The sequence below is a fragment of the Aureimonas sp. ME7 genome (assembly GCF_903970965.1).
Lineage (GTDB): Bacteria > Pseudomonadota > Alphaproteobacteria > Rhizobiales > Rhizobiaceae > Aureimonas.
Map to the genome: position 1 here is coordinate 13,418 of NZ_CAJCKW010000010.1, position 23,231 is coordinate 36,648.

19 protein-coding genes are annotated in these 23,231 nt (G+C 63.1%); 10 read left to right on the forward strand and 9 right to left on the reverse strand.

All coding sequences use genetic code 11. From position 1 onward, the window contains the following. Positions 1–132 precede the first annotated feature (132 nt). Together H7A85_RS16135 and glnA are read left to right on the forward strand one after the other, a co-directional pair. On the forward strand, positions 133–471 hold the full coding sequence (locus tag H7A85_RS16135) for a P-II family nitrogen regulator (RefSeq protein WP_182086992.1): 339 nt from the start codon (positions 133–135) through the stop codon (positions 469–471). A gap of 58 nt (positions 472–529) precedes the next feature. Next, positions 530–1,939, forward strand: coding sequence for a type I glutamate--ammonia ligase (gene glnA / locus H7A85_RS16140; RefSeq protein ID WP_182086993.1), 1,410 nt, complete (start codon positions 530–532; stop codon positions 1,937–1,939). Between the two features lie 54 nt (positions 1,940–1,993). Here glnA and H7A85_RS16145 read toward each other — a convergent pair whose 3' ends face one another. Continuing rightward, positions 1,994–2,878, reverse strand: a complete 885-nt coding sequence (locus H7A85_RS16145; RefSeq protein WP_182086994.1) for an alpha/beta fold hydrolase — start codon at positions 2,876–2,878, stop codon at positions 1,994–1,996. A gap of 222 nt (positions 2,879–3,100) precedes the next feature. Between H7A85_RS16145 and parE the strand changes: the two genes are divergently transcribed. From parE to H7A85_RS16160, 3 genes are all read left to right on the forward strand, one after another. Further along, positions 3,101–5,122: a DNA topoisomerase IV subunit B gene (gene parE / locus H7A85_RS16150; protein ID WP_182086995.1), complete on the forward strand. Its 2,022-nt coding sequence runs from the start codon at positions 3,101–3,103 to the stop codon at positions 5,120–5,122. Between the two features lie 13 nt (positions 5,123–5,135). Then, complete coding sequence (locus tag H7A85_RS16155) at positions 5,136–5,711, forward strand: hypothetical protein (protein WP_182086996.1); 576 nt, start codon at positions 5,136–5,138, stop codon at positions 5,709–5,711. 205 nt (positions 5,712–5,916) lie between these two features. Next, positions 5,917–7,428 (forward strand): DEAD/DEAH box helicase, encoded by a 1,512-nt coding sequence (locus H7A85_RS16160; protein ID WP_182086997.1) that lies wholly within the window; start codon positions 5,917–5,919, stop codon positions 7,426–7,428. Between the two features lie 20 nt (positions 7,429–7,448). Here the strand turns inward: H7A85_RS16160 and sufA are convergent, their stop codons facing one another. From sufA to H7A85_RS16195, 7 genes are all read right to left on the reverse strand, one after another. Further along, the gene (gene sufA / locus H7A85_RS16165; RefSeq protein WP_182086998.1) at positions 7,449–7,814 is read right to left on the reverse strand and encodes a Fe-S cluster assembly scaffold SufA; all 366 of its coding nucleotides are present in this window, start codon (positions 7,812–7,814) and stop codon (positions 7,449–7,451) included. A 116-nt stretch (positions 7,815–7,930) separates the two neighbouring features. Further along, the gene (locus H7A85_RS16170; RefSeq protein WP_182086999.1) at positions 7,931–8,365 is read right to left on the reverse strand and encodes an SUF system Fe-S cluster assembly protein; all 435 of its coding nucleotides are present in this window, start codon (positions 8,363–8,365) and stop codon (positions 7,931–7,933) included. 11 nt (positions 8,366–8,376) lie between these two features. Beyond that, positions 8,377–9,621 (reverse strand): cysteine desulfurase, encoded by a 1,245-nt coding sequence (locus tag H7A85_RS16175; RefSeq protein WP_182087000.1) that lies wholly within the window; start codon positions 9,619–9,621, stop codon positions 8,377–8,379. A 77-nt stretch (positions 9,622–9,698) separates the two neighbouring features. Beyond that, positions 9,699–10,946 carry a Fe-S cluster assembly protein SufD gene (gene sufD, locus H7A85_RS16180; RefSeq protein ID WP_182087001.1) on the reverse strand — a complete coding sequence of 416 codons (1,248 nt, stop codon included), beginning with the start codon at positions 10,944–10,946 and terminating at the stop codon, positions 9,699–9,701. After that, positions 10,946–11,701 carry a Fe-S cluster assembly ATPase SufC gene (sufC, locus tag H7A85_RS16185; RefSeq protein WP_182087002.1) on the reverse strand — a complete coding sequence of 252 codons (756 nt, stop codon included), beginning with the start codon at positions 11,699–11,701 and terminating at the stop codon, positions 10,946–10,948. The genes sufD and sufC overlap by 1 nt, the downstream gene beginning before the upstream one ends. A gap of 237 nt (positions 11,702–11,938) precedes the next feature. Next, positions 11,939–13,477, reverse strand: a complete 1,539-nt coding sequence (gene sufB, locus H7A85_RS16190; RefSeq protein WP_182087003.1) for a Fe-S cluster assembly protein SufB — start codon at positions 13,475–13,477, stop codon at positions 11,939–11,941. Between the two features lie 137 nt (positions 13,478–13,614). After that, positions 13,615–14,790, reverse strand: a complete 1,176-nt coding sequence (locus tag H7A85_RS16195; RefSeq protein ID WP_182087004.1) for a cysteine desulfurase family protein — start codon at positions 14,788–14,790, stop codon at positions 13,615–13,617. Positions 14,791–15,005: 215 nt separating this feature from the next. Between H7A85_RS16195 and H7A85_RS16200 the strand changes: the two genes are divergently transcribed. Continuing rightward, the gene (locus tag H7A85_RS16200; protein ID WP_182087005.1) at positions 15,006–15,680 is read left to right on the forward strand and encodes an alpha/beta hydrolase; all 675 of its coding nucleotides are present in this window, start codon (positions 15,006–15,008) and stop codon (positions 15,678–15,680) included. A 39-nt stretch (positions 15,681–15,719) separates the two neighbouring features. Continuing rightward, positions 15,720–16,970 (forward strand): tyrosine--tRNA ligase, encoded by a 1,251-nt coding sequence (gene tyrS / locus H7A85_RS16205; RefSeq protein WP_182087006.1) that lies wholly within the window; start codon positions 15,720–15,722, stop codon positions 16,968–16,970. Between the two features lie 39 nt (positions 16,971–17,009). Here the strand turns inward: tyrS and H7A85_RS16210 are convergent, their stop codons facing one another. Next, a complete protein-coding gene (locus tag H7A85_RS16210) occupies positions 17,010–20,345 on the reverse strand; it encodes an AsmA-like C-terminal region-containing protein (protein WP_182087007.1) in 3,336 nt (1,111 codons plus the stop codon). 217 nt (positions 20,346–20,562) lie between these two features. On the opposite strand from H7A85_RS16210, the gene H7A85_RS16215 reads away from it, so the two are divergent. The 3 genes from H7A85_RS16215 (at position 20,563) to H7A85_RS21015 (ending at position 23,179) form a co-directional block, all read left to right on the forward strand. Continuing rightward, the gene (locus H7A85_RS16215; RefSeq protein WP_182087008.1) at positions 20,563–21,045 is read left to right on the forward strand and encodes a peroxiredoxin; all 483 of its coding nucleotides are present in this window, start codon (positions 20,563–20,565) and stop codon (positions 21,043–21,045) included. Then, positions 21,042–21,869 (forward strand): ferritin-like domain-containing protein, encoded by an 828-nt coding sequence (locus H7A85_RS16220; RefSeq protein WP_182087009.1) that lies wholly within the window; start codon positions 21,042–21,044, stop codon positions 21,867–21,869. Before H7A85_RS16215 ends, H7A85_RS16220 begins: the two co-directional genes overlap by 4 nt. A gap of 83 nt (positions 21,870–21,952) precedes the next feature. Continuing rightward, a complete protein-coding gene (locus tag H7A85_RS21015; RefSeq protein WP_182087010.1) occupies positions 21,953–23,179 on the forward strand; it encodes a M23 family metallopeptidase in 1,227 nt (408 codons plus the stop codon). The last annotated feature ends 52 nt before the right edge of the window (positions 23,180–23,231 follow it).

Consider the following 23,231-nt stretch of genomic DNA (forward strand, 5'->3'; position numbering starts at 1 on the left):
CGCATCCGATACATAGATGTCCCGAAGCGGCCGGCTGGGAAGCTTGGAGCGGCGTTGATGCCGGTCCAGGCGGCCATGACGAGAATGCCGAGGTGCTTGGACCATGCGCATGAAGATGGGGGACGCACGTCGGTGAAGAAGGTCGAAGCGATCATCAAGCCTTTCAAGCTCGACGAGGTGAAGGAGGCTCTTCAGGAAGCCGGCCTTCAGGGCATCACCGTCATCGAGGCGAAAGGGTTCGGGCGCCAGAAGGGCCATACCGAGCTGTATCGCGGCGCCGAATACGTCGTCGACTTTCTCCCCAAGGTGAAGATCGAGATCGTGCTTTCCGACGAGGCTGTCGAGGCAGCGGTCGAGGCCATCCGCAAGGCTGCGCAGACCGGCCGGATTGGCGATGGAAAGATCTTCGTTTCCCCTGTCGAGGAAGCGGTGCGCATCCGCACCGGCGAAAGCGGCGTCGACGCCATCTGATATCGGCCTCGATCGAGGCCGTTCCACGAGTTCAGTCGTCCAAACAGGAAGGACACCCATGACTTCGGGCAACGATATTCTGAAGCAGATCAAGGACAACGACGTCAAGTTCGTCGACCTGCGCTTCACGGACCCCAAGGGCAAGCTTCAGCACGTCACGATGGACCAGACCATCGTCGATGAAGACATGTTCTCCGAAGGCACGATGTTCGACGGTTCGTCGATCGCCGGCTGGAAGGCCATCAACGAGTCGGACATGACGCTCATGCCCGACCCGGAGACGGCCCACATGGACCCGTTCTTCGCGCAGTCGACCATGGTCATCTACTGCGACATCCTCGATCCGGTTTCGGGCGAGGCCTATAACCGCGATCCGCGCGGCACCGCCAAGAAGGCCGAAGCCTATCTCAACCAGTCCGGTATCGGCGACACCGCCTATTTCGGGCCCGAGGCCGAGTTCTTCATCTTCGACGACGTCCGCTACAAGGCCGATCCGTACAACACGGGCTTCAAGCTCGACTCGACGGAACTGCCGTCCAACGACGATAGCGAGTACGAGACCGGTAACCTCGGCCATCGTCCCCGCGTCAAGGGCGGCTACTTCCCGGTTCCGCCGATCGACAGCTGCCAGGACATGCGCTCTGAGATGCTGACGGTGATGGCCGAGATGGGCGTTTCCGTCGAGAAGCATCACCACGAGGTGGCCGCGGCTCAGCACGAACTCGGCATCAAGTTCGACACGCTGGTCCGCAACGCCGACAAGATGCAGATCTACAAGTACGTGATCCATCAGGTCGCCAACGCCTACGGCAAGACGGCGACCTTCATGCCGAAGCCGATCTTCGGCGACAACGGCTCGGGCATGCACGTCCACCAGTCGATCTGGAAGGGCGGCAAGCCGACCTTCGCCGGCAACGAGTACGCGGGTCTGTCCGAGAACGCGCTGTTCTACATCGGCGGCATCATCAAGCATGCCAAGTCGCTGAACGCCTTCACCAACCCGTCCACCAACGCCTTCAAGCGCCTGGTTCCGGGCTACGAGGCGCCCGTGCTGCTCGCTTACTCGGCGCGCAACCGTTCGGCGTCCTGCCGCATTCCGTTCGGCCAGTCGCCAAAGGCCAAGCGCGTCGAGGTCCGCTTCCCGGATCCGACGGCGAACCCCTACCTCGCCTTCTCGGCCATGCTGATGGCCGGCCTCGACGGCATCAAGAACAAGATCCATCCGGGCGCCGCCATGGACAAGGATCTCTACGACCTGCCGCCGGAAGAGCTGAAGGAAATCCCGACGGTCTGCCGCTCGCTGCGCGAAGCGATGGAAAGCCTGGATGCCGACCGCGACTACCTGAAGGCCGGCGGCGTGTTCGACGACGATCAGATCGATGCCTTCATCGACCTGAAGATGGCCGAAGTGCTGCGTTTCGAAATGACCCCGCATCCGGTCGAATTCGACATGTACTACTCGGTCTGATCGACCGACGGCTGGAATAATCGGAGGCCTCCGCTTGCGGGGGCCTTCTTCGTTTCAACGCTTCACTTCGGCGATCCAGTTGAGCGCGTCTCGCCAATCGATCATTCGCACCGGCGTCCCGTGGTTTCCGTCGTCGAACCCGACGAAGCGAATGGGGTAGTTCGAATGCGTCTTGCGGACGCTTTCGAAAAAAGCCTTCTGACGTCCGAACGCATAGACTGGGTCGCGCGTCCCGTGAGCGAGAAGCAGAGGAACGGCGCGTTCGCTCCGGGCACGCCAGCCTTCGAACCGAGATATGTCGCTATCGGCGCCGAGCAATATCATCCCGTCGAGCAACGGCGCATGCACGTCTTTGCTTAAGTTCCAGCAGACCTGCCCGCCCATAGAAGCGCAAACGATCACCAAGCGTGCGGCCGGTTGCTTCGCTTTGAGGTCCGCTGCGAACTCGGCGATCCTGCGTGACTCGCTTTCGTCGAGGCGTCCACCATCCACGGTCAGATACTCCCCGCCCCCTCTCAGCAGTAGGTTCTTCAGCCGATTGAAGTTCCCGCCGAAGGACCAGTCGTTCATCCCGAGGCGGCGATCGCCGTTGCGGCCATGAACGAAAATCACGATGGTGGATGGCGACTGCGCAGAGCCGACACGGCTGTATCGCAACGGACCGGACGACGATGCGAAGACGCCGTCCTCGGTCGATAGCGACGGGGCAAGGTCTACGTAGTTTCGGCGAACCCTTCGTTCGGGGATCTCGTCTCGCTGGTCGATATCTCTGGCTTCGCTATAGGGCACGTCCAAAAGCCGACCGCCATCAAGGCTGGCCGTAGGCTGAGGATAGGCAAACAAGTCGTCCTTGAAGGGTGCGAACTCCGCTGCATTCACACAGACGCTTGCCATGCAGAACGCCGCAACCGCCGACCACAACCCACCTGTGCGCAACATGCTCAGCCCCATCGCCTCCTCCGTTTCCCCAGGACACTACACCGCCCACCGTCGCCGAAACCGTTGCGCCGGAGCGCCAGTTTGCCGATAACCGCCATAGCTTGGCGCGAGGCAATTGCGGCAGCCAACGAGAACGCTTGCAGAACATTTATCGAGGGGCTACCTCCGGCGCATGGACAGAACGCTCGTTGAACGCGGCACCGGTCGCAGGCAGGTGTCGGCATGAAGCAGGACCTTTTCGTCGGCGGCGCGCCTCGCGCCACCGCGCGTCGCCCGGTGGAAACACCTGCTCCCGAAGCGCCTGTCGCCACGTCGGCCGAGTACACTGCCGCCGATATCGAGGTCCTCGAGGGGCTCGAGCCCGTTCGCCGTCGCCCCGGCATGTATATCGGCGGCACGGACGAAAAGGCTCTCCATCATCTATTTGCCGAAGTGATCGACAACTCGATGGACGAGGCTGTGGCAGGCCACGCCAATTTCATCGAGGTCTCGCTCGACAAGGAAGGCTTCCTCTCCGTTACGGACAACGGTCGCGGCATCCCGATCGACGCCCATCCGAAGTACCGGGACAAGTCCGCGCTCGAGGTCATCATGACCACGCTGCATGCCGGCGGAAAGTTCGATTCCAAAGTCTACGAGACGTCCGGCGGTCTTCACGGCGTCGGCGTGTCGGTGGTGAATGCGCTATCGAGCGAACTCGAGGTCGAGGTCGCCCGCAATCGCAAACTCTATCGTCAGACCTATTCGCGCGGCATCGCGACGTCCGACCTGCAGGAAGTCGGCGAAGTCCAGAACCGCCGGGGAACACGCATCCGATTCAAGCCGGATACGACGATCTTCGGCGCCGGCGCCACGTTCGTCGCGGCGCGGCTCTTCGCGATGGCACGTTCGAAGGCCTATCTCTTCGGCGGCGTCGAGATTCGCTGGAACTGCGATCCCGAACTGCTGCCGGTCGACGGCAAGGTTCCGGCTCGCGCCAGTTTCCACTTCCCCGGTGGCCTGAAGGACTATCTCGACACGTCGCTGGGGGGCCAGCAGCGCATTACCAGCCAGATCTTCTCCGGCCGTACGGAAAAGGTATCCGGCCACGGCGCGGTGGAATGGGCCGTGTCCTGGACGCCCGAGGACGGTGTCGTGCGGTCCTACGTGAACACGATCCCGACGCCGGAGGGCGGCACCCACGAAACCGGGCTCCGTTCCGTTCTTCTGCGCGGACTGAAGGCGTTCGGCGAGATGACCGGCAACCGGAAGGCTGCCGGCATCACCGCCGACGACGTGATGGTCACGGCCTCCGCCATGCTGTCGATCTTCGTGCGCGAGCCGGAGTTCGTCGGGCAGACGAAGGACCGCCTCGCCACCGTCGAAGCTCAACGTCTCGTCGAGGCGGCGATCCGCGATTCGTTCGATATCTGGCTGGCATCCTCGCCGCAGGATGCGGCCAGGCTGATCGACTGGGTCGTCGAACGCGCCGACGAGCGTCTTCGCCGGAAGCAGGAAAAGGAAGTCAGTCGCAAGACGGCCACCCGCAAGCTCCGCCTTCCCGGCAAGCTGGCCGACTGCTCGCAGACGGGTGCCGCGGGTGCCGAACTCTTCATCGTGGAGGGCGATTCGGCCGGCGGGTCCGCCAAACAGGCGCGCGACCGCGCACGCCAGGCCATCCTGCCGCTTCGAGGTAAGATCCTGAACGTCGCATCGGCGGGTCGAGAGAAGCTCGGCGCCAACCAGCAGCTCGCCGACCTCACTCTGGCTCTCGGCTGCGGCACGCGCGGCAAGTACCGCGACGACGATCTGCGCTACGAACGCGTGATCATCATGACCGACGCGGACGTGGACGGCGCGCATATCGCCTCGCTTCTGATCACCTTCTTCTTTCAGGAGATGCCCGAGCTCATCCGGGGTCATCACCTGTTTCTGGCGGTTCCGCCCCTTTACAAGCTGACGCAGGGTGGCAAAACGATCTACGCCCGCGATGACGCCGACCGAGAACGCATCGTCGCCCGCGAATTCAAGGGTAAGGGAAAGGTCGAAGTGAGCCGCTTCAAGGGGCTGGGAGAGATGCTCCCGGCGCAGCTCAAGGAAACGACGATGGACCCGCGCAAGCGCACCCTTCTTCGCGTCGAGATTGACGCCTCGCCCGAAGCTGGTACTGCGGGAGCTGTCGATGCCCTGATGGGCAACAAGCCCGAAGCTCGCTTCCGGTTCATCCAGGATCGCGCAGCCTTCGTGGAAGATCTCGACCTTTGAGCGGGCGTTTGGCGTGAGGGATGCAGCGATGATCCGACGTTTATCGATACTGGCAGCTGCCACGGCTTTTTCTGCCAACGTCTCGGCGCAGGAGCCTCCCGCAACACCCGTGCCCGTCCCACAACAGCCAGCAGCGCAGTCCCCTGCCGCGCCTGGCGATCAGCCTTCGCCTTCGGCGCAGCCCAATGTCGCCGATCAGAATGCGGACGTGCTTTCGGCGATCGCCAATCTGTCCCCGATGATCGGCGACGTTCAGATTGTCGGCCCTTGGGCGGAAGGCGATCGGAACGGCGTTTGGCGCACGATCATGACCCAGTCCGTGGGCGAGACGAAGGGCAATCGCTTCTTCTATCAGCAGGTTGAGGAGCGGGATGGGAAAGCTGTGGTCGTCAACAGCACTGAGGTCACCGAGATCCAGACCGTGCAGGGTGCGATCGTCGGTTACCGAGCGGATGCTCCGGCGGAGGGTCAGGAAAGCAATCTGACGCTGTTCTTCGACATCGTCCCGTTGGATGGCGAGATTACTGAGACCTACGAACTCTTCGTTGCGCCCGGCCAGCCCTATAGATTCGGTCCCGCCTCGAACTGATGGGTGATGCCGATGCGAGGTTGACGCGCTCCACCCGCATGCCTGGTTCACAGTCTTCGAAGGTAGTAGAAAACCGGAATTCTTGGCAAATCAGCGACTTGACGTCTCGCGCATCGGTTGACATGTGCGGACGGGAAGCCTATCGCCGGAGGGCGACCAGAAGTTACTTCGGACGCTGTCCGACAGCAAGAGACCTTTCGATCTTATGCCATTTTCCGATCTCGGACTGAGCGACAAGGTTCTCGCAGCCGTCGAAGGTGCAGGCTACACCGAGCCGACGCCGATTCAGGCACAGGCCATTCCGCACGCCCTACAACGCCGTGACGTTCTTGGCATTGCGCAAACGGGAACCGGCAAGACAGCTTCTTTCGTTCTGCCGATGCTGACCCTCCTGGAGCAAGGTCGCGCCAGGGCCCGCATGCCGCGCACGCTGATCATCGAGCCGACGCGCGAACTCGCCGCGCAAGTCGAGGAATCTTTCGTCAAATACGGTGTCAACCAGCGCCTCAACGTCGCGCTTCTCATCGGCGGCGTCTCGTTCGAAGAGCAGAACAAGAAGCTCGAGCGCGGCGTCGATGTTCTGATCGCGACGCCCGGTCGTCTTCTCGATCATTTCGAGCGCGGCCGCCTTCTGATGACCGGCGTCGAGATCCTGGTGATCGACGAAGCCGATCGTATGCTCGACATGGGGTTCATTCCGGACATCGAGCGCATCTGCAAGATGATCCCGTTCACGCGGCAGACTCTTTTCTTCTCGGCCACGATGCCGCCGGAGATCACGCGACTTGCCGACCAATTTCTGCAGAACCCGGTTCGCGTCGAAGTCGCCAAGGCGTCGTCCACCGCCCAGACGGTAGAGCAGCGGCTCGTCGCGACGTCGAAGGAAGACTACGAGAAGCGCGACACACTGCGTCGGGTCATCCGCGCACAGGGCGACGATCTGACCAACGCGATCATCTTCTGCAACCGCAAGCGCGACGTTTCGCTGCTGTTCCGCTCGCTGGAAAAGCACGGATTCTCGGTCGGCGCCCTCCATGGCGACATGGATCAGCGCGCGCGGACGATGACGCTGCAGGCGTTCCGCGACAACAAGATTACCCTTCTCGTCGCCTCCGACGTCGCGGCGCGAGGTCTCGACATCCCGATGGTGAGCCACGTCTTCAATTTCGACGTCCCCATCCATGCGGAGGACTATGTCCACCGCATCGGGCGAACGGGCCGCGCGGGTCGGTCGGGCAAGGCGTTTACGCTCGTGTCCAAGGCGGACAAGAAATATCTCGACGCCATCGAAACGATGACGACCCAGCAGATCGAATGGCTGGACGGTGACTTGTCCTCGCTGCCCCAATTGGCAAACTCCGATGAGGAGACCGACGGCAAGAAAGGTCGCCGCGAGCGCACGCCTCGTCGTTCATCCTCGGCGAAGGGCGGCCGTTCAAGCAGCAAGGAACGCCGAGAAAGCGTCGTAGAAGCGTCGGTGGAAAGCCCGGTCGATGTCGAGGAAGCGGCATCGAGCCTTCTCGACGCCATTCCGGCAACGGCGCCCGCGGAGCGCGCTCGCCCACGCGCCGAAACTGGGCGCCGAAACGAGAGCGGCAGGAGCGCCGGCGGTCGCGGTTCGCATCAGCGCTCCGGCTCGTCTCACGACGAATCGTCCCCAGTGGGCTTCGGCGAAGACGTCCCGGCCTTCATGTTGATCCAGACCAGCGTCGCCTGATCTGGATCGCCGCGTGCCTGTCAGGCGGTTGCCATTCCGCTGGCAGGCCGGAGTTCGACAGACTCACCACAGCCGCAGGCCGATGTCTGGTTCGGGTTCTTGAACACGAACCCGGAGCGAAGCGTCGTTTCCTCGTAGTCCATCTGCGTGCCAAGCAGGAAAAGGACCGCCTCGGGCGCGACGAACACACGCGCGCCCTCGTGCTCGGTCATATCCTCGCCGACCTTCGTGTCCCGCGCGATCTCGATCGTGTATTCCATGCCCGCGCAGCCGCCCTTCTTGACGCCGACCCGGATGCCGACCGCGTCTTCGCCTTGCGCGGCCATCACCGATCGCACGCGCTCGGCGGCGGCATCGGTCATCGTGACAACGGAAAAACGGCCCATACCGCGACTCCTCAAAGTGTGCTGCCCCATAGATGGCTGTCGGGCCGAGTAATCGCAACCGGCGAGGCTGAGATCGCGCCCATCCACCGCACGTCTTCACGCTCCAGGAGATGTCGTCAGAACCAGCCGACGGCGACCTGAGCCTCTTCGCTCATCCGGTCCGGCGTCCACGGCGGATCGAACACGAGTTCGACCTTGACGAGTTGGACGCCACCAACCGAACCCACGGCATTCTCGACCCAACCCGGCATCTCGCCGGCAACTGGGCAGCCAGGCGCCGTCAGCGTCATCTCGATATCGACATTGCGGTCGTCGTCGATGTCGATCTTGTAGATCAAACCCAGCTCGTAAATGTCGGCCGGGATTTCGGGATCGTAGACCGTCTTCAACGCAGCCACGATATCGTCGGTCAACCGCGCTAGTTCTTCCGCCGGAATGGAGGATGCTGCGGTATCGCCGGCCGTTTCCAGGTTGGACTGGACACGATCCGCCTCGGTCGATGGGGCGTCGGAAACGTCGATCTTGTGGGGATGGGTGATATCGTCGGTCATGACGTGTGTCCTCAAGCGAAGAACCGTCGCGCCTTTTCCAGCGCGTCGGCCAGGCGATCCACTTCCGCCAGCGTGTTGTACATACCGAACGAGGCCCGGCAAGTCGAAGTCGCGCCGAACCGCTTCAACAGAGGCTGGGCGCAGTGGGTGCCGGCGCGAACAGCGACGCCCTCCCGGTCGATGACCATGGAAACGTCATGCGCGTGGATCCCCTCCAGATCGAAGGAAACGATCGCGCCCTTGCCGGGAGCATTTCCATAGATCCGCAGACCCGGAATGGACTCCAGTCGCTCGTGCGCATAATCCCGAAGCGTCTCTTCGTGCTCCGCGATCCTTCCCCGTCCCACGGAGTTCATATAGTCGAGCGCAGCCGCAAGCCCGATCGCCTGCGCGATCGGCGGCGTTCCCGCCTCGAAGCGATGCGGCGGCGCATTATAGGTCACAGCTTCCTCGCTGACCTCTACGATCATCTCGCCACCGCCGTTGAACGGCCGCATGCGATCGAGCATTTCGAACTTGCCGTAGAGGACGCCAATTCCCGTCGGGCCATAGACCTTATGACCGGTCAGGACATAGAAGTCGCAGCCGATATCCTGGACGTCGACCGGCAGATGCACAGCGCCCTGGCTGCCGTCGACGAGGACGGGAATGCCGCGAGAGTGAGCCAGCGCGGTCACCTCCTTGGCAGGCGTCACCGTGCCCAGAACGTTGGACATATGGGTGAACGCAACAAGCTTCGTGCGGGGCGAAAGCGCACGCTCGAAGTCGGCCAGCGTAATGGAACCGTCGTCCGCAACCGGCACGAAGACCAGCTTGGCGCCCTGCCGTTCGCGGATGAAATGCCAGGGCACGATATTGGAGTGATGCTCCATGACGGTCAGGACGATCTCGTCGCCCTCCCCGATCTCCGGCATGCCGTAGCCGTAGGCGACGAGGTTGATCGCTTCCGTCGCCGAACGCGTGAATACGATCTCGTCCCGGCTGGCCGCGTTCAGAAACACCCGTACGGTCTCGCGCGCGGCCTCGAAGTCCTCCGTCGCCTTGTTGGAAAGGAAGTGGAGGCCGCGATGAACGTTGGCATAGTTCTCGGCATAGGCGGATCGGATCGCGTCGAGAACGCGTTCCGGCTTCTGCGCAGAGGCGCCGTTGTCGAGATAGACCAGCGGGTTGCCGTGAACCGTTCGCGACAGGATCGGGAAATCCCGACGGATCGCGTCCACATCGTAGGCCTTCGTGGCGAGCGTTTCAGTCGTCATGGCTTCAACTCCAATCGGCGTCGATCACGGACATGGACGCCCTACCGTTCGGCGGTGCGTTTGAGAACGCAGGCGCCTTAGCGGGTGCGGCCGAGCCACTCGTCGATGCGCGCTTCGAGCGCCTCGACGGCGGCTTCGTGTTCGAGATCCTCCACGACCTCGTCGAGGAACGCTTTGATCAGCAGCGCCCGTGCGGGCGCTTCCGGGATACCGCGGCTCATCAGATAGAAGAGATGGTCGGCATTGATCTCGCCGGCCGTCGCGCCGTGCCCGCACTGCACGTCGTCAGCGAAGATCTCGAGCTCTGGCTTGGCCGAAAAGTCCCCGTCGTCGGACAGAAGAAGGGTATTGCAAGCCAGCCGCGCATCCGTCTTCTGCGCACCCTTGGCCACGCGGATCATGCCCTGAAACACGCCGTGTCCGCCGAACACCACGTTACGGAAGATTTCCGTCGAGGTCGTATGCGCCACGTTGTGGTTCAGCGTCGTCGTCACGTCGATGTGCTGGCCGTCCTGGAGAAGATTCACGCCACGAATCTGAATGTCGGCTCCTTCGCCGACCGTCTCAGCATGAACCTCCTGGCGCACCACCGCGCCGCCTCCGTTGAAGACGAAGAGTTTCAACCGGGAATCGGCACCTAGCGTGACATTGAGCTGACCGAGATGCGTTTCGTCGGCACCCTTCTCCTGAAGAATGACCCAGAGGACCTCCGAGCCGTCGCCGATCTCCAACCGATGCACGGACGACGAAACATCGCCGAACGCGCCGGCGGGGGCCCGCTCGACCAGCGTCGCCCGCGCGCCGCCTTGAACGACGACGTCCGAAGCCGCATGACTCCCGCCACCAGCGGGCGCGGGGCGCAACTCCACGGCGGTCTCCGGTCCGATACCGGCGGAGATCTCGATGCGGGAGGTAGAGGCGCCGAGCGCGACGTTCAGCGTCCGCACCGTGTCGAACGAGCGGTCGAGGTGATTGACCACTTGGTCATAGGGAGCGCTTTGGGCGGAATGACGCACCGAAACCCCCGGCGCCACGTCGTTCTCCGCCAGCACTCGTCCCAGCTCGACGACGACGCTGTTCGGAAGGAAAGGCGTGAGGTAATTCTGTTCCCCCTTTGGGGCGGCACCGCCATGAGCTTCCGACTGGCGCCCCAGCAGGAGCCGCAGGTCGGTATAGTGCCACGCCTCGACCCGCCGGCTAGGCAACCCCTCGTCCGCCAGGACCTGAAGCGCGCTGCGCTGCGCTTCCGTCGGCGCCAGCGCCTCGCCACGCCCGATCAAGGCCAACTCGGCCTTGGTGCGGACAGGACCTCGAGCCTCCGCCATCACGCCGCCTCGCCGATGATCTGGGCGTAGCCTTCGTTTTCGAGTTGCAGCGCCAGCGTCTTGTCGCCCGACTTGATGATGCGCCCCTTGTAAAGAACGTGGACGCGATCGGGCACGATGTAGTCGAGAAGCCGCTGGTAATGGGTGATCACCAGAAACGACCGTTCGGGCGAGCGCAGAGCGTTCACCCCGTCGGCCACGATCTTCAAGGCGTCGATGTCGAGGCCGGAATCCGTCTCGTCCATGACGCAGAGCTTCGGCTCCAAGAGCGCCATCTGAAGAATTTCGGCGCGCTTCTTCTCGCCGCCGGAAAAGCCGACGTTGAGCGGACGCTTGAGCATGTCCGCATCGATCTTCAGTTCGGCGGCGGATGCCTTGACGCGTCGCAGGAAGTCCGGCGTCGTCAGCTCGCCCTCGCCGCGCGCTTTGCGCTGCGAGTTCACGGCCGTCTTCAGAAACGTCATCGTGGCGACGCCCGGGATCTCCAAAGGATACTGGAAGGCCAGGAAGACGCCGGATGCCGCGCGCTCCGCCGCGTCCATCTCCAGGATGGATTCGCCGTTGTAGAGGATGTCCCCTTCGGTGACCTCGTAGTCCTCTCGACCCGCGATGATGTAGGATAGCGTGGACTTGCCGGAACCGTTCGGCCCCATGATGGCGGCCACTTCGCCGTCCTCCACCGTCAGGTCTAGCCCGCGCAGGATTTCCGTATCGGTGTCGGCGACACGTGCGTGGAGGTTGCGGATTTCCAGCATATCGTTCTGAGCTTTCGTCGTTCTACGGTCTACGTGCCGAATAGGGGTTCGCGGGTCAGCGACCCATGATAAATCGAAGGATGGACAGCGTCAGGCTGACGAGTTCCCTAGCGAGAACAAACCATTCGCCCCAGTCGAGCACCCGGTCGAGAAACCGACGCCGAGGCGGGGCCCGTTCGCCCCCGGCGTCGGGAAGACCCCCGGCACCGGTTCTCGATGGCTTGTCTCGGCGAGAACTCAGCCGACGCTGCCTTCCAGGCTGATGCCGATCAGTTTCTGTGCCTCGACGGCGAACTCCATCGGCAACTGCTGGATGACATCCTTGACGAAGCCGTTCACGATGAGCGCCACGGCCTCTTCCTCGGGAATGCCGCGCTGCATGCAATAGAACAGCTGGTCTTCCGAAATCTTGGACGTCGTCGCCTCGTGCTCGAACTGCGCCGAGGAGTTCTTCGCCTCAATGTAGGGGACGGTATGCGCCCCGCACTCCTCGCCGATCAGCAGCGAGTCGCACTGGGTAAAGTTGCGCGCGTTGGCCGCCTTGCGCTGCGCCGTCACCTGGCCACGATAGGTATTGTTCGAGTTTCCCGCCGAAATGCCCTTCGAAATGATCCGGCTCGACGTGTTCTTGCCGATATGGATCATCTTGGTGCCAGAATCGATCTGCTGGCGACCGTTGGAAACCGCGATCGAATAGAACTCGCCGCGCGAATTGTCTCCGCGAAGGATGCAGGACGGGTACTTCCAGGTGATGGCCGAGCCGGTTTCCACCTGGGTCCAGGAAATGCGCGAGTTGGCGCCGCGGCAATCACCGCGCTTGGTCACGAAATTGTAGATGCCGCCCTTCCCGTCCTTGTCTCCGGGGTACCAGTTCTGCACCGTCGAATACTTGATCTCCGCATCGTCCAGCGCGACCAGCTCGACCACGGCGGCATGAAGCTGGTTCTCGTCGCGCTGCGGCGCGGTGCAGCCTTCGAGATACGAGACGTAGGAACCCTTGTCGGCGATGATCAGCGTGCGCTCGAACTGGCCCGTGTTGCGCTCGTTGATGCGGAAATAGGTCGAAAGCTCCATCGGGCAGCGGACTCCCGGCGGGATGTAGACGAAGGAGCCGTCGGTAAACACGGCCGAATTCATCGTGGCGAAGAAGTTGTCCGACATCGGAACCACCGAGCCGAGATACTTCTGCACCAGTTCGGGATGCTCGCGGATGGCCTCGGAGATCGGCATGAAGATCACGCCGGCCTTCGACAGCTCCTTCTTGAAGGTCGTGGCGACGGACACGGAATCGAACACCGCATCGACCGCCACCCGGCCGCCATAGCTGCCTTCGGACCCCGGCACCCCGGAGTCGTCGTCGCGGCCGAACTCGGACGGCTCGTCGGGCTTGCGGACACCCGCCAGAATCTCCTGCTCCTTGAGCGGGATGCCGAGCTTCTCGTAGGTGCGAAGGATTTCGGGGTCCACTTCGTCCAGCGAAGCGGGGCCGGACATCGACTTCGGCGCGGCGTAGTAATGAATGTCCTGGAAGTCGATCGCTGGATAATCCAGGCGCGCCCAGGAGGGGCTCTCCATGGACTGCCAACGCTCGAACGCCTGCAGCCGCCAGTCCAGCATCCATTGCGGCTCGTTCTTCTTCGCGGAGATCAAGCGGATGGTGTCTTCGGTCAACCCTTTCGGGGCGACGTCCATCTCGATCAGCGTTTCGAAACCGTACTTGTATTGGTCGACATCGATCATGCGAACCTGATCGATCGTCTCCTGGACTGCTGGCATCGTTCTTCTCCACACTCGCCGGATTCAAAGTCCGGTGGTTGGCTTGCAAAGAGCCCTATAGCGGCTGTTTACAACGGTTCAAATGGGTGTCGCCGGATAAAAGTTGAAGACGGCGAACCAGATTTATCGCAAGCGCTTCAAGCGACTTTCCGAGGCGGGTCGGCTGGTATTGTACGGGCGGCATAGGCAGCGAATGCGGACAGGAAGCGATCGATCTCCAGTTCCGTCGTTCGGTGATCGAAGCTGACACGAACCGCACCTTTTGCCGCATCGATCGATGCACCGGCGGCCTGCATGGCCCGCAACACGTGGCTGCTTTCCACCTTGCCGGATGAGCACGCCGAACCGGATGACACGGCAAAGCCCGCAAGATCCATCGCGATCTGTACCGTCTCGCCGCGTAAGGCGGGATGATGAAAGGCGAGCGTCTGCGGCAAACGCGCTGCGCCCTCGCCGACGATCGACAAACCCGGAAGGACAGCGGTCAGGCGGCTTTCGATCCGCTCACGGTGATGTAGGAGCTTCGCCCCATCCATGGCACGATCCCTCGCCATGTGCGACGCCGCTCCGAACCCGGCGATCAACGGCAACGCCTCGGTGCCCGCACGCTGCCTCTTCTCCTGCGCTCCCCCGGTCAGGAGAGGCGCCGGCCGCAATCCTTCGTTCCGAAGCACGAAGGCGCCGATCCCCTTCGGCCCTCCCATCTTGTGTGCGGACACGATGGCCGCATCCGCACTCAGGGTCGCCATGTCGATCGGCATCCGGCCTGCCAGCTGAACGCAGTCGCAGACGAAAAGGCTTCCCGACGCCCTGACACACGCACCAATCTCCTCGACCGGCTGCAGGACTCCCGTTTCACTGTTGGCCGAGCAAAGCGCAACCAGCCCCGGCTCTCCCGCCTCCAGCCATTGATTCAGCGCACCAAGCGATACGACGCCATCCGCTGAAACCGGCAGTCGCGTCACCTCGTCGGTTTCGAACCGGCCACCTTGCAGAAGGCAGGGATGATCGGTTTCAAGCACGGCCAGCCGCGAGAGACGAAGCGGCTGTCCACCCCTTTGCCAGTGCGGTGTCAGGCAGGTCGCAGCTGCTTCCGTGGCTCCGCTCGTGAACACCACGCCATGGGCATGTGCGCCGACCAGCGATGCGACGGCCGCTCGCGCTTCATCCAGAACACTCCTCGCCACGCGGCCTTCCGAATGCACGGAGGACGGATTGCCCGGGAATTCGAGCGCACGCAGAACCGCATCTCTCGCCTCGTTGATCAAAGGCGAGCTTGCGTTGTGATCGAGATAGATCCTGCTTTCCTGCACAAGCGTCCTACGGTTTTCCAGTTTGCCCGATGGGAGATCGCTATGAAGGCGCCGACGTCGAAAATGTTTGTAATTCAAGCGACCGACAGACTACATAGCGCCCCAAAAGGACCCGTGTAGTTTTGAATCGTTCTAAGTCATAGAACCTACGAGGCTGCCCTTCCTCCGTCAAGCTGCCCGGCCCTCCCGGGCGCGGTTCTCCCGAGGTTTGCAGAATGCCCGAAGTCATCTTCAATGGACCCTCCGGCCGCCTGGAAGGGCGATATCAGGCGGCGAAGGAAAAGAACGCGCCGATCGCGATCGTTCTGCATCCTCATCCCCGCTTCGGCGGCACGATGAACAATCAGATCGTCTACAAGCTGTTCTACATGTTCGTCGAGCGCGGCTTTACGACGCTGCGCTTCAACTTCCGCGGCATCGGGCGCAGCCAGGGCGAGTTCGACCATGGTGCGGGCGAACTTTCGGACGCCGCCGCCGCGCTCGACTGGATCCAGGCGCTGCACCCCGACTCCAAGCATTGCTGGGTCGCGGGCTATTCGTTCGGCTCGTGGATCGGCATGCAGCTTCTCATGCGTCGGCCGGAGATCGAGGGTTTCATGTCGATCGCGCCGCAGCCCAATTCCTACGACTTCTCCTTCCTCGCGCCCTGCCCGTCGTCCGGCCTGATCATCCACGGCGACAAGGATCGCGTGGCGCCGCCCAAGGATGTCCAGGGCCTGGTGGACAAGTTGAAGACCCAGAAAGGCATCCTGATCACGCAGAAGACGATGGCCGGCGCCAACCACTTCTTCTCGGAACAGACCGACGAGCTTCTGGGCGAGTGCGCCGAGTATCTCGATCGCCGTCTGGCCGGCGAGCTTTCCGACGCCCGCCCCAAGCGCCTCAAGTAAGGCGGCCACGGCCGCACCCTTTCGACCTGGACCAATTCCATGAGCCGTTTCAAATCCGACTTCCTGCGCGTCCTGGACGAGCGCGGGTTCATTCATCAGGTTTCGGACCCGGAAGGGCTCGACGCGCTGGCTGCGAAGGGTCGCATCACCGGCTATGTCGGCTATGACGCGACGGCGACCTCGATCCACATCGGCAACCTGATCTCGGTGACGATGCTGTATTGGCTTCAGGAAACCGGTCATCAGGCCATCAGCTTGATGGGCGGCGGAACGTCGATGGTCGGCGATCCGTCCTTCCGCGACTCGCAGCGCGGCATGCTGACGCCCGAGCAGATCCAGACCAATATCGACGGCATCCAGCGCGTCTTCGGCAACATCCTGCGTTACGATGGGCCGAACGCTGCGATCATGGTCAACAATGCCGATTGGCTGCTGAAACTGAACTACGTCGAGTTTCTGCGCGATGTCGGTCGGCACTTCTCGGTCAACCGGATGCTGTCGTTCGATTCGGTGAAGCTGCGGCTCGATCGCGAGCAGTCCCTGAGCTTTCTCGAATTCAACTACATGATCATGCAGGGCTACGACTTCACCGAGCTCAACCGCCGCCATGGCACTGTCCTGCAGATGGGCGGATCCGACCAGTGGGGCAACATCATCAACGGCGTGGACCTGTCGCACCGCATGGGCGGCCCTCAGCTCTACGCTCTGACGACGCCGCTCCTGACGAAGTCGAGCGGCGAGAAGATGGGCAAGTCGGCGTCCGGCGCCGTTTGGCTCAATGCCGATCTCTTCAGCCCCTACGACTTCTGGCAGTACTGGCGAAACACGGAGGACGCCGACGTCGGCCGCTTCCTGAAAATCTTCACGCGCCTTCCGCTCGACGAGATCGCGCGCCTTGCGTCGCTCGGCGGCTCGGAGATCAACGAAGCGAAGAAGATTCTCGCAACCGAGACCACCGCCATCGTCCACGGCCGGGACGCCGCCGAGAAGGCGGCGGAAACCGCCCGCACCACGTTCGAAGAAGGCGCCCTTGCGCAGGACCTGCCGACCATTCGCCTATCGGTATCCGACGTCGAGAACGGCATCGGCATTCTATCGTTGGTGGTGAAGGCCGGTCTGGCGTCGTCCAACGGCGAGGCCCGTCGCCATGTGGCCGGCGGCGCCGTGCGGCTCGACGATCAGGCCGTTTCCGACGAGCGCTTCAAACTCGATCCCGCGGCCATGACCGACGGCGTCGCCAAGCTTTCGCTCGGCAAGAAGCGACACGTTCTTTTGAAACTTGCGGACTGATCCGCGAAGTGACGAGCCCGCCAAGTGCGGCCTCGCGCATCAATCGAAGGCGAAGATCTGACGAAAGATGCCCGGCGCGATCGCGGAGATCGGGTTGACCACGAGCGTCGGCGAGGAGAACGCCCCGCTGACGCGGTAGGTCAGGCCGATCAGTCCGCCCTCGTTTCCGTTCCCGAGGATTTGGCCGACGAGAGGGATCGCGCCGAAGACCCGGTTGATCCCGTAGGCCGGCATGAACGATCCGGAGATGTCGATCTGCCCGGACGGATCGTAGATCGTTCCCGCGAAACTCGATCCGAACACCGGCCCCCGGATGATCCCGTCCGCAACGCGCAGACGCCCGTTGTCATACGCCACCTTCGCTGAAGAATGGTCGAAGAAGGCACGCTCGGTCCGAAGGTCCTTGCCTACCGCCTGCGAGAGGCTCTTGGATTGCGGCGTCGGCGAGGAACCCACAATACGCGACAGTCGAGGCTCGTTCACGAGGGTGAAATTGGCGACCTTGATCTCACCGGCGTAGCCGCGCTGGCCGGTGCCCAGGAGCGTGAGGCCGCCCTGCCCGCCCTCCATATGATCATAGAGGCCGGCAAAACCCAGGAAGCCGCCGACATCGTCCGAAGCGATACGGATTCGCCGCTGGTCGTCACGCGGCGACAGGTCGCCGCTGACCCCGACACCGCCAATGGTCCCCGACATGGCAAGGGCCGCCAACTGGCCGTCCGACGCCGCATAGTTCAAGGAAAAGCCACCCACCGACTTTCCGTTGAAGCCATCGAGACGATCGACGTCCGCGATCACATCGAACGTACCGCCTCCGACGCGCCCCTTCTTTTCCCGACCGAGTCCGGACTTGATTTCCGCCAGAATGGGACGTGCGTCGAACCGCTCGCCCTCGACCTTCACGCCGAACCCGCTCTTGTGCCTCTCGACCGCCACGCGAACGGAGTCGTTCGGATTGAGTGCGACATGGGACAGGTCGGCTTTTCGCAGGCCCCCTTCGTCGAGCACGATGCTGCCGTCCGCCGAAAAACCGTCTCCCTTGATCCGCATGTCCCTGAGCGTGGTGATCGATCCGTCTCGGGTCAGATCGAACGCTATCTTCGCGGGAACGCCGGCTCCCTTCTTCCAAGCGACAGCCGGAAGGTCGAGCGCCGTCCGTGTCAGATCGATCTCCGCGTCGAGACCTTCTCCCCCGTCCACGATCCGGGCATCGATCGGCCCGTCGACCACGCCTTTCAGCGCAGGAAGCAGTTCGACGGCCTTCTTCGACGATACCTTGAGGCCGACTTCGACGCTGCGGGAGCCGACGGGCTTTTCCCCGAACGGGAGGGCGAAGTCCAACGAGGCCGGCAGATCGTCCATCGTTCCGTCGACGGACCCGCTGGCTTGGCCGGGGATCACGCGGAAATTCCCTTTCAACGCCGCGAAGCGCCGTCCCTGAATAGCCTGACCGGGGTCCACCCCGTCGAGCTTGGCGTCCACCGACCAGTTCGCGACCTGTTCCGACTTCGGGATATCGTCGCCGAAACGGAGCACGGCCGAAACGTCGGCGGCTGCTCGACCCTTGAACGGATCGATCTGAAGAGGAACCGTCCTGAACGCATGGATCGGCTCGCGATCCGCGACGTGAAGGAGCTCGGCGACATCTCCTGCGGCGTGAAGCGTCAGATCGACCTGAAGATCGCGTGGCCCGCCGTTCGGCGGTCGCTCCAGAACGACCTGCGCCGGTTGGAGCGTGACGCTCCCGAACCCTTCGGCCTTTGCGCCCTCGACATCGATCACGGTCCGTCCGCCGCGCGTCTGCACCGTTCCGGCGGCCTCCACCAGCGGTGGAACGTCGCCGACCGGCATGACCCGTGCGCCTTGGATCGCGACATCGACCCGCAGTTCCGTTTCGCTCGGGTTGCCGCCGGGCTTGAACGCCGGCCCCATCCGATCGCGTGCGATGTCGATGCCGATCGTGCCGTTCGGAACCAGACCCTCGTTCTCGATATGCTCCAGCACCCAGCGTCTCGCTTTGCCCGATATCATGAACGGCCAGAACGCTCGAACCGACGCCACCGAGAGATTGGCAGCCGATACGTACAGGGTCGTGCGGGCGTCCGGTGCCGATCCGTCGTACCCCCCCGTCGCCTGCAACGTGCCGTCGCCGGCGGCGAGCAACGAGCGGCTGAGGATCACGCGTCGGCTAGCAGCATCGAACTCTCCTTCCAACGAGAGCTTTGCCGTTTGCGGCGAAACTCCGGGATCCTCCAGCCCAACCCGCGAGCGGATCGCATCCGACCCGATTTGGAAACGGAACCGCTCGGGAAGCGTGGTGTCGCCCACATCGATCTGGTCGGCACGGCCGCGCAACTCCATTTCGACGTCCCGAAACCGCAACGGGCTTGGCTCGACGACGAATCCGGTATCGCCCTCTCGGAAACTAAGATTGAGTTGGATGTCCTCGATCTCGGTCCGGTTGAGACCCAGTTGCAGATCGCCCTTGCCGATATGCATGGAGGCGGATGCCGTCGCCGTGTCGGCTTCGGCGTCTCGGGTGAGATCGAGTTCGAACGACGCTTCTGAATTGCTGCCGAACGGCCGCTCGTCCTTGACGTCGGCTTTGTCGGCAGGGGGCAGGAAATCCTCGAGCGCGATGCGCCCCGACCGCGCGGTGAATTGCTGAAGCCGCTCCGTCTCGGGGTCGAACCGTGCCGTCCCGGAAAGCACGACCGGCAGTTCGCCGGCCCTCAGCTGGGAGGTGAGGCGTAAGGTCCCGTCGATCGCGCGGTGAAGTTCGGCATGGCGCAGCTCGACCGTATGGCTTGGCCCACCCGAAACCTTCACGCCCTCAACGACGATATTGTCGAGGCTCAACGTGTCGAAATGAAAATCGCGAAGCGTCTTCAGTTGACGCTCCAAAGTAGAGATCGCCCGGTCCGCCGTGCGCGTCATCAGCGATCCCGGCGCAGGCGCAGGACGCTTTTCCCCCACATCTGTTTGGTGGCCTGCGAATGCCTCCAGATCGACACGTGCACCGTCGATCTCCAATCGGCCGAACTCGAGCGAGCCCGAAACCAACGGCATCAAACGGAGGGCGACGGAAACGCGATCGACACGCGACTCGTTGTCCGGCGCGTCCTTGCGGCGCAGGACGACGTCGCGCCAGTTCAAGGCGAGCGTGCCGTCCGGCCGAAATTCGAAATGCTGCTGCGCGAGCGTCGCCTCGTATCTCGGCCCTAGCAGGCGTCCCAGTGCCGACGTGGTTTGCGCCTGGACAAAGCGTTCGCCGCTTTCCGTTCCGAACAGGAACGCGAACGCGCCGACGGCCAAGACCACGACGACTAGGATCAGGATACCGATCGCAGCAACAAAGCGCGCGAGATATTTCATCCGGACAGTGCGCTCCTACCCATCGTGTCGGGCGAACCGAGCACACATCCCCGTACAAAAACCAACAGAGCGTCGGTTATGGATGACCCCCATCCCGACGACATCATGATAGACAACAAGCGCGGTTCGGCACGAGGATTCGGCGCCGGCATTCAACGACCCGGCCCTTGCTCGACGCTGTGCATGTATCGCGGCAATTGGCCGAAAGGAGGGCTCGATGGCAAGTCTGGCGACAGGGCAGAAGTTTCCGATCTTCGATCTACCGGCGGATAGCGGCGAGAACGTCTCGTCCGAGAGCCTCGCCGGCCAACCCTACGTGATCTTCTTCTATCCCAAGGACGACACGTCCGGATGCACGCTCGAGGCTTTGGACTTCACCGCACTCGCGCCCGACTTCGTCAAGGCGGGCGTGAGGGTGTTCGGCGTTTCGCCGGACGGGATCGACAAGCACTGTCGCTTCCGCGACAAGCATTCGCTGGCCGTTCCCCTTCTTTCGGATCCCGAATTGGCCCTCTTGGAGCCGGCAGGTGTCTGGGTCCAAAAGAGCATGTACGGCAAGACCTACATGGGTGTGGAACGCACCACCGTCCTCGTCGACAAGGCTGGTGCCGTTCGTCGTGTCTGGCCGAAGGTAAAGGTGCAAGAGCACGCGAGCGAGGTGCTTGAGGAAGCGCGTCGTCTTGCCGGAACGTCGGCGTGACCGAACGAGGGCCGGACGCCGCAACCTTGCGAGGCCTGGCCATCGACGCGCTGGCCTCCGCCAATCTCGAGGAGAAATGCCGGCTGACGCGCCTTGCCGGCGAGCGCTGGTTCGCGCGCACGCTCAGCCTGTCCGCACCGTCCGATCCATCCCTGCCGTCGCGCCCTGGCCGCCCCCGCGAACCGGCACTCGTCAGCCCGCGCCATGTGCCGCGTCGATCGGTCCATACCCTGGAAGGGCGGATCGCGATGATCCACGCGCTCGCCCATATCGAGCTGAACGCGATCGACTTGGCTCTCGATATCGTCGCGCGCTTCTGCGGGCAGCCGGTTCCACGCTCCTTCTTCGACGGCTGGATGCTGGTGGCGACCGACGAGGCGCGGCACTTCGGTCTTCTGTCGGATCGGCTGGAAAAGCTAGGATCGCGCTACGGCGCCCTACCGGCCCACGACGGCCTTTGGCAGGCTGTGGAAGCAACCGCGCATGATCTTGCGGCACGGCTTGCGATCGTTCCCCTCATTCTGGAAGCGCGAGGGCTGGACGTGACACCGTCGCTGCTCGGCAAGCTCACGGAGGTCGGCGATGCTGAAACGGCAGCGATCCTCGATATCATCTACAACGACGAGAAGCGCCATGTCGCTGTCGGCGCGAAGTGGTTCCGCTTCCTCTGCGCGCGGCAGCGGATCGACCCCGCACGGCGCTTCCAGGAGCTCGTCCGCGAATGCTTTCGCGGCGAGGTCAAGGCGCCCTTCAACGACCGCGCCCGCGCGGAAGCCGGGCTGACGCCGACCTTCTACCGCTCCCTCTCATCCCTTTCCCACTAGCGCCGCGAATATCAACTCGGCTTTAACCTTAATGAACTCTAATTTCTCCAGCTTGCCGCGTTGGGCAAGCCCGGAGCCGGGTCATGAGTTCGAAGTCTGGCAACTCGCTTTTCGACGCACGCGCGAAATCCCACACGATCGTCATCGCGCGCGGAGACCGCGTCCGTCATTGGACGCTACCGTCCTGGGGCCTCGGAGTCCTTGCCGGCGGCGCAACGCTGTCCGTTGCCGCGGGCGTTGCGGCCATCGGTCTCTTGCTGTCGAGCGACCGCGTCATCCAGTTGATGCTGGATCGCGAAGTGCGAACGACGAACGTCTACGAAGATCGCATCAACGGACTGCGACAGGAACTTGATCGCGTCACCACGCGCCAGTTGGTGGACCGGGAAGAGATCGGTCGTCAGGTCGGCAACCTCCTTTCCCAGCAGCAGCGCATCGTCGGGCAGTTCGAGCGCCTCGGACCGTTGATGGAGCAAGCTGCGGATCATGGTCTGATCGACACGTCCAAACCCGACCCCACGGATACGGGCGTTCTTTCGACGAGTGGCGCCGCCGACCCGCTTCTCGGTCTTCGCAGCCAGATCGAGGACGTGTCGCGAACGGACCTCACCGACATCGCGCATCTTCGCAGCGAGCTTCTGCCGTCGATCCGCAAGACGGTCGGCTTGGTGGAGGAGCAGCAAAGAGCGAGCGTGTCGAACCTCTCCCAGCAGGTCGCCGACAAGGTGGACCGAATGACCGATGCGCTCAAACCGCTCGGCAAGGTGGCCGCGTCGACGGAGGGAATGGGTGGACCGTTCGTGGCCGCTTCGATCGACGACACGTTCGACACCCAGGTTCGCCAACTGGAACAACGGTTGGCGATCCTGGAAAGCTTGAAGAACTCCGCCGACCAGCTTCCCCTCGGAGATCCGCAGCCGAAGGGAACGGTGATCTCGTCTGGGTTCGGCGTACGGTCCGACCCGTTCCTGGAACGCGCCGCACTTCACACCGGCATCGATTTTGCCGGCCTTCAGGGTACGTCCGTCCGCGCGACGGGCGCCGGACGCGTGGTATCGGCGGGGGATATGGGAGGGTACGGCCAAGCGGTGGAAATCGACCACGGCAACGGCGTGTCGACCCGCTTTGCCCATCTATCGCGTATCGACGCGCATGTCGGCGACCATGTGAAGGCCGGGACGATCGTCGGAGCGATCGGATCGACTGGGCGCAGCACGGGGCCGCATCTGCACTACGAGGTGAGGATCCGGGACGAGCCGGTGGACCCCCAGCGCTACATCCGCGCCGGTCGCCGCTGGGCGGCCCTCTGACGGAGAGGCCGCTTCCCGAGCGTTCGATACGCCCGGAAAGCGGCAAGTCGCC